8 protein-coding genes are annotated in these 7166 nt (G+C 66.0%); all 8 read right to left on the bottom strand.

The features are described from left to right. On the bottom strand, positions 1–838 hold an 838-nt coding region (hemC, locus tag AD428_RS20305; RefSeq protein WP_053246384.1), incomplete at its 3' end, for a hydroxymethylbilane synthase. 9 nt (positions 839–847) lie between these two features. After that, positions 848–970 carry a hypothetical protein gene (locus AD428_RS29005; protein WP_255352283.1) on the bottom strand — a complete coding sequence of 41 codons (123 nt, stop codon included), beginning with the start codon at positions 968–970 and terminating at the stop codon, positions 848–850. Further along, entirely contained in the window at positions 957–1676 is a 720-nt protein-coding gene (locus AD428_RS20300; RefSeq protein ID WP_053246383.1) for a TerC family protein, read from the bottom strand. Before AD428_RS20300 ends, AD428_RS29005 begins: the two co-directional genes overlap by 14 nt. A gap of 111 nt (positions 1677–1787) precedes the next feature. Further along, positions 1788–2495 (bottom strand): YjbE family putative metal transport protein, encoded by a 708-nt coding sequence (locus tag AD428_RS20295; RefSeq protein WP_053244649.1) that lies wholly within the window; start codon positions 2493–2495, stop codon positions 1788–1790. 358 nt (positions 2496–2853) lie between these two features. Continuing rightward, entirely contained in the window at positions 2854–3735 is an 882-nt protein-coding gene (gene sucD, locus AD428_RS20290; RefSeq protein ID WP_053244648.1) for a succinate--CoA ligase subunit alpha, read from the bottom strand. 21 nt (positions 3736–3756) lie between these two features. After that, positions 3757–4917, bottom strand: a complete 1161-nt coding sequence (sucC, locus tag AD428_RS20285) for an ADP-forming succinate--CoA ligase subunit beta (RefSeq protein ID WP_053244647.1) — start codon at positions 4915–4917, stop codon at positions 3757–3759. Positions 4918–4927: 10 nt separating this feature from the next. Further along, complete coding sequence (locus AD428_RS20280; protein WP_053244646.1) at positions 4928–5530, bottom strand: DUF2889 domain-containing protein; 603 nt, start codon at positions 5528–5530, stop codon at positions 4928–4930. 477 nt (positions 5531–6007) lie between these two features. Further along, positions 6008–7166: 5-methyltetrahydropteroyltriglutamate--homocysteine S-methyltransferase (gene metE, locus AD428_RS20275; RefSeq protein ID WP_152968168.1), on the bottom strand; the 1159-nt coding region annotated here is incomplete at its 5' end.

Raw genomic sequence — 7166 nt, 5'->3', positions numbered from 1 at the left:
GGCCTTCGCGCTCGGCGCGGAAAATGCGCGCGCCGTCCGGCGACGCGACCAGCGCGCGCAGCGACAGCCTGCCGTCGTGGACTTCGGCGTAGGCCGCCAGCGGCACCTGGCAGGAACCGCCCAGGCGGCGAGACACGGCGCGCTCGGCCAGCACGCAGGAAGTGGTCCGCGCGCTGATGAGCGGGGCCATCCACGCGCGCAGATCGTCGCGGTCGTTGCGGATCTCGATGCCCAGCGCGCCCTGCCCGGCCGCGGGCAGGCTGTCGGCGGGGTCGAGCAGGCCGCGGATGCGGTCCTGCAGGCCGAGCCGCTGCAGGCCGGCCGCCGCCAGCACGATGGCGTCGTACTCGCCTTTGTCCAGCTTGGCCAGGCGGGTGTCGAGGTTGCCCCGCAGGGGCCTGACCGCGAGCCCGGGGTGGCGCGCCCGGATCTGCGACTCGCGCCGCAGGCTGGACGTGCCCACCACCGCCCCCTCGGGCAGGTCCGCCAGGCTGGCGTAGCGGCTGGAAACGAAGGCGTCGCGCGGGTCGGCCCGTTCGAGCACGGCGCACAGCTCGAAAGGCGCCTGCAGATCGACGGGCACGTCTTTCAGGGAATGCACCGCGATGTCGGCACGCCCGTCCAGCAGGGCGTTTTCGAGCTCCTTGACGAACAGGCCCTTGCCGCCCACTTTGGAAAGCGTGCGGTCGAGGATCTGGTCGCCCCGGGTCGTCAGCGTGAGAAGCTCAACCGCGCACGCCGGATACAGCGTGCGCAGCCTGTCGCGCACGTGCTCGGCCTGCCACAGGGCAAGCCGGCTGGCGCGGGTCGCGATGACCAGGCGTTGAGGATGGGACACGAGCGGCCATCAAGCGAAATTGGCGAGGACGACCGTGGCAACGGCGCCCAGAATGGCCAGAATGGCCAGCCCCTGCAAGAGGCTGAGGCCCGACTCCGATTGCTGCGGATCTACGGTTTTACGCAGACTCATGTGCGGATTCCTTGTTCACGGATTTGCGGCTTGCCAGCCAACGTCCGAGAACAATGACCAGCAGCGCGCCGATGATTTCAGCCGCGATTTTAACCGCTTGCGGCTGTTCGCCGAATTGACGAACCACAAACACGTCGGTGATCAGCATGCCGCCCGCGATCCAGCCCAGCAGGCCCGCGCCCAGGGTGACGACCAGGGGATAGCGGTCGATCAGCTTGAGCACCAGCGTGCTGCCCCAGATGATGATGGGCACGCTGACGATGAGGCCGAACACCACCAGGCCGATCTGGTGATCGGCGTGCGCATTCTGCGCCGCGCCGGCAATGGCGATGACGTTGTCCAGGCTCATCACGAAATCGGCGATGATGATGGTCTTGACCGCCGCCAGGATGGAGGTGCCGCCCTTGATGTTGCCGTGGGCGTCTTCTTCCGGGATGAGGAGCTTGATGCCGATCCAGAGCAGGAGCACGCCGCCGACCACCTTCAGGAACGGCACGTTCAACAGCGACAGGGCGAAGGCGATGAGCACCACGCGCAGGATGATGGCGCCCGCGGTGCCCCACAGGATGCCTTGCATGCGCTGCTTGGGCGCCAGGTTTCGACACGCCAGCGCGATGACCACCGCGTTGTCACCGCCGAGCAGGATGTCGATAAGAATGATCTGGAAAACCGCCGCCCAACTCAGCGTCTGGAAAAACTCAAGCACGTCGAACCCCCGAAGGTATTTATGAAAAGAAAGGCCGGTCCCGCACCGGCGCCCGCCGCTTTCGAGGGCGGCGGGGTAATTCAGAAACCATTATTGTAATTCAGCTTTCAGTCAGGCTTCGGATGCGGCTTTCTGGCGGCCAAGCATGATCTTGCCCAGCGCCAGCACCAGCACCGCGCCCAGCGCTCCCGCGATCAGCGCGAAGTCGTGCTGCGTCACGCCCAGCGCCGCGTCGATGCGCGCCACGGGCTCCTGCAGCGCCGGATCGCCCACCAGCAGTTCGCCTGCGATGAAACCCAGCAGGGCCGCGCCCACCCACACGATGATGGGAAAGCGTTCGATGACCTTGAGCAGCAGCGTGCTGCCGAAGATGACCAGCGGAATACTGATGGCCAGGCCCAGCACCAGCAGCGTGGTGTCGCCCATGGCCGCGGCGGCCACCGCCACCACGTTGTCCAGGCTCATGACCAGGTCGGCGATCATGATGGTGCGGATCGCGACGAGCAGGCTGCCATGCTCCTTGCCACCCCCTTCGTCTTCGCCTTCCGGCAGCAGCAGCGAAACGCCGATGTACACGAGCAGCAGCGCGCCGATGAGTTTCAGCCAAGGCAGCAGCAGAAGCTTTGCCGCAACCAGGGTCAGCACGATACGCATGATGATCGCCGCGGCCGAGCCGATGACAATCGCTTTTTTCTGTTGCGCCGGAGGCAGCGAACGCGCCGCCAGCGCGATGACCACGGCGTTGTCGCCTGATAGCAGGATGTTGACCCAAATGATCTGAAGCAACGCTATCCAGAATGCCGCTGAACTGAGTTCCATACCCTCTCTTTCCTAGATGTGATCCCCCTAGGACGAAAAACCAAATGAATGGATGAAAAAGACAAGGACACGCTGACCGCCTTGGTGCGAGCCCGGCGGCATTCTGACTTGCTGGCGCGTGTCGGTTTTGCTTTCATTATAGTTTCGTTCAGCTTTCCGTATGGTTGGCCGACCGCGATGTGGACGAGGGTTTCCCCTAGGAAATGGAAAGCAGCGGGGAAAAACCCTCGGGAAAGCCGCGGCCGGTCTGCGGGCGGAACCCGCGCGGGCAGGGCCGCATGCGCCATTGCGCCGGCAGCGCGCGCGAAAAAAAACCCGCCATCGCGGATGGCGGGTTTTTCGTGTGCGACGCTGCGCGTTACAGCACCGACTTGAGCAGCTTGCCCATTTCGGAGGGATTGCGCGTGGTGCGGATGCCGCAGGCTTCCATGACTTCCAGCTTGGCGTCGGCCGTGTCGGCGCCGCCGGAGATCAGCGCGCCGGCGTGGCCCATGCGCTTTCCGGGAGGCGCGGTGACGCCGGCGATGAAGCCGACCACGGGCTTCTTCATGTTGTCCTTGGCCCACTGCGCGGCGTTCACTTCGTCCGGGCCGCCGATTTCGCCGATCATGATGACGGCGTCGGTGTCGGGATCGTCATTGAACATCTTCAGCACGTCGATGTGCTTCAGGCCGTTGATGGGATCGCCGCCGATGCCCACGGCGCTCGACTGGCCCAGGCCCAGCTCGGTGACCTGCGCCACGGCTTCGTACGTCAGGGTGCCCGAGCGGCTGACGATGCCGATGCGGCCCTTGCGGTGGATATGGCCGGGCATGATGCCGATCTTGATTTCGTCGGGGGTGATCAGGCCGGGGCAGTTGGGGCCCAGCAGCAGCGTCTTGCTGCCCTTGTCCTTCATGCGGTTCTTCACCATGAGCATGTCGCGCACGGGAATGCCCTCGGTGATGCAGATGACCAGATCCAGTTCGGCCTCGACGGCTTCCCAGATGGCGGCGGCGGCGCCCGCCGGCGGCACGTAGATGACGGACACGGTGGCGCCGGTGTCGGCCTTGGCTTCCTTCACGGAGGCGTAGATGGGCACGCCTTCGAAGTCCTCACCGGCCTTCTTGGGGTTCACACCGGCCACGAAAGCGGCCTTGCCGTTGGCGTACTCGCGGCACATGCGGGTGTGGAACTGGCCCGTCTTGCCCGTGATGCCCTGGGTGATGACTTTGGTGTCCTTGTTGATCAGAATCGACATTTGTGAATCCTTGGCAATTTTTTACTTGACGGCGGCTACGACGCGGGTGGCGGCTTCGGCCATCGTGTCGGCGCTGATGATCGGCAGGCCCGAGTCAGCCAGCATCTTCTTGCCGAGTTCTTCGTTGGTGCCCTTCATGCGCACGACCAGGGGCACGTTCAGGTTGACGGCCTTGCAAGCCGCGATCACGCCTTCGGCGATGACGTCGCAGCGCATGATGCCGCCGAAGATGTTGACCAGGATGGCCTTCACGCCCTTGTTCTTGAGCATGATCTTGAAGGCTTCGGTGACCTTCTCGGCCGTGGCGCCGCCGCCGACGTCCAGGAAGTTGGCGGGCTCGCCGCCGAACAGCTTGATGGTGTCCATGGTGGCCATGGCCAGGCCGGCGCCGTTCACCAGGCAGCCGATGTTGCCGTCGAGCTGGATGTAGGCCAGGTCGAACTTGCTGGCTTCGATTTCGGCGGGGTCTTCTTCGTCGAGGTCGCGGTAGGCGACGATTTCAGGATGGCGGAAGAGCGCGTTGGAGTCGAAGTTGAACTTGGCGTCCAGGGCGATGATGTTGCCCTTGCTGTCGCGGTTCAGCGGGTTGATCTCGACCAGCGAGGCGTCGGTTTCCATGTAGCACTTGTAGAGCTTCTGGAACACGTCGACGGCCTGCGCGGTGGACTCGGCGGGCATGCCGATCGCGTCGGCGATCTTCCTGGCCTGCTCGGCGGTCAGACCGGCCAGCGGGTCGATGTACTCGGTGACGATCTTCTCGGGGTGGGAGTGGGCCACTTCCTCGATGTCCATGCCGCCTTCGCTGGAGGCGATGAAGGCGACCTTCTGCGTGGCGCGGTCGGTGACCACGGACACGTAGTATTCCTTCTGGATGTCGGCGCCTTCTTCGATGTAGAGGCGGCGGACCTTCTGGCCCTCGGGGCCGGTCTGGTGCGTGACCAGCTGCATGCCGAGGATTTCGCCGGCCAGCTTGCGGACTTCGTCCAGCGAGCGGGCGAGCTTCACGCCGCCGCCCTTGCCGCGGCCGCCCGCATGGATTTGCGCCTTGACGACCCACACCGGTCCACCCAGCTTTTCAGCGGCAGCCACGGCCTCGTCGACGGAAAAAGCGGGGATCCCGCGCGGCACGGGGACGCCAAATTGCTTCAGCAGTTCCTTGCCTTGATACTCGTGGATTTTCATGTGTTACCTGTCAGGACGAATGAGAAAGAGAAGGTGAATCGGAGGACGAATCGGCCGATGCCTCAGCGCTGTCCCCTGTGTACCACCTGGGATAGTGCTCAGCCACGACCGGCCCGTCGGTCCGCAAGGCATGACAGCCGTCGAGCTGGAAAGGCCGGCGGTCCGGCTCGGCCTGCTGCCGGCGCCGGTTTGCCATGGTTTGTACCGCCGCCGTGGGCAGCACCTGCGACAGCTCGGTCATATGCGTACAGCCCGCGACGTGGCCGAAGCGCTCCTTGACCTGGCGCCGGAATCCCTTGAGGAGGTTCATGCCGACCAGGTCAGTGTAAGCCGGTTCGATGGCCATGCAATGACCGCCGTAGGGCGCGGCGTCGTACGCGGCGCGGGCGGCCACGATGGTGAAATCGCCATCGATGGTGATGCGCAGGTGCATGTGGTGGATGGGCCGCCCGGCCTTGAAGACCTCGCCGTTCTGCTTGGGGAAATCGTACGCCTTGACGTCGATGAGCTCGGCTTCGAGATCCCAGAGGCCGTCGTCGCGCGCGTAGGACTGCACGCGTATGGAACGCGTGTGCAGCGGCTGGCGAGGACAATCCGGCGGTGGCAAGGGCATGCTAGTGGCCTGCGGTGCGGGCGTTGAACGACTGGCCTGTCATGGCTTAGCGGTATGGGCTTAGCGGTAAAACGGCATGTAACAGGGCCCGCCGGACGACCCGCGGGGTGGCGGCCCGCGCATGGTGCGCGGCAACAAAACCTTGGAAGTATAGCGCACGGCCGTACCGGCGGCGGGAGCCCCTGCCCGAGGACGGGTTGCCGGCCGGCCGCCCGCATCCTGCGCCGCCGGGAGGACCGGCGCAAACGGCAACGTTGACAACAACAATAAGGACAAACGCGATGAGCAGTGACGGCGCGCGGCAGCGCGACGGGCCTCCGGCTGGCACCGGGAGGCCCGTTTATCGAAGAATGCAGTGCGCCGCAGGTGGCAAGCGGCGCGCGGCCAGCGGCGCGCGGCAAGCGGCGCGGCACGCCGCCGGCCGCATGCGCAGCAAGACAGGGACGCATCCCGCGCCCGCCCTGCCCAGGCCGGCGCCTACGCGGCTTCGCGCAGCGCCCGCGCGGCTTGCACCATACCCACCAGAGCCGCCTCGGTTTCGGGCCAGGCGCGGGTCTTCAGGCCGCAGTCGGGATTCACCCAGAGGCGTTCCCTGGGCAGGCGGGCGGCGGCCTTCTGCATGAGTCCGACCATCCAGTCCACTTCCGGCACGTTGGGCGAGTGGATGTCGTACACGCCGGGGCCGATGTCGTTCGGATAGCGGAAATCCTCGAACGCCTTGAGCAGCTCCATGTTGGAGCGCGACGTCTCGATGGTGATGACGTCCGCGTCCATGGCCGCGATGGATTCGATGATGTCGTTGAACTCCGAATAGCACATGTGGGTGTGGATCTGCGTCTCGTCGCGCACCCCCGCCGTGGACAGGCGGAAGCAGTCCACCGCCCAGTCCAGGTAGGCCTGCCAGTCGGCGCGGCGCAGCGGCAGCCCTTCGCGGATGGCGGGCTCGTCGATCTGGATGACGCGGATGCCGGCGGCCTCCAGGTCCACCACTTCGTCGCGCAGCGCCAGGGCGAGCTGGCGGCAGGTCTGTTCGCGCGGCTGGTCGTCGCGCACGAAAGACCATTGCAGGATCGTGACCGGGCCGGTGAGCATGCCCTTGACCGGCTTGTCCGTCAGCGACTGCGCGTAGGACGACCAGCCCACTGTCATGGGTGCGGGGCGGGCCACGTCGCCGAAGATGATGGGCGGCTTCACGCAGCGCGAACCGTAGCTCTGCACCCAGCCGTTCTTGGTGAAGGCGAAGCCGGCCAGCAGCTCGCCGAAGTACTCCACCATGTCGTTGCGCTCGGGCTCGCCATGCACCAGCACGTCCAGGCCGACTTTCTCCTGGAAGCGGATCACTTCCTCGATTTCCTTGCGGATGGCCGCCTCGTAGGCCGAGTCGGTCAGGACGCCGGCCTTCCAGTCGCGGCGCAGCGCCCGGATCTCGGGCGTCTGCGGGAAAGAGCCGATAGTCGTGGTGGGAAACGCGGGCAGGCCCAGTCCGGCCTGCTGGCGGGCGATGCGCTCGGCAAACGGCGCGCGGTCGCGCGGCACGGCGGCGGACTCCGCCATGCGGCGGGCGACGGCCGGATTGTGGATGCGGGCCGAGGCGCGGCGCGCGGCCAGGGCGGCGCGCTGCGCGGCCAGCCCCCTG

The organism is Achromobacter sp. DMS1, from assembly GCF_001270295.1.
Note: the sequence above shows the minus strand (reverse complement) of the source record. Positions and strands in the feature narration are given on the sequence as shown.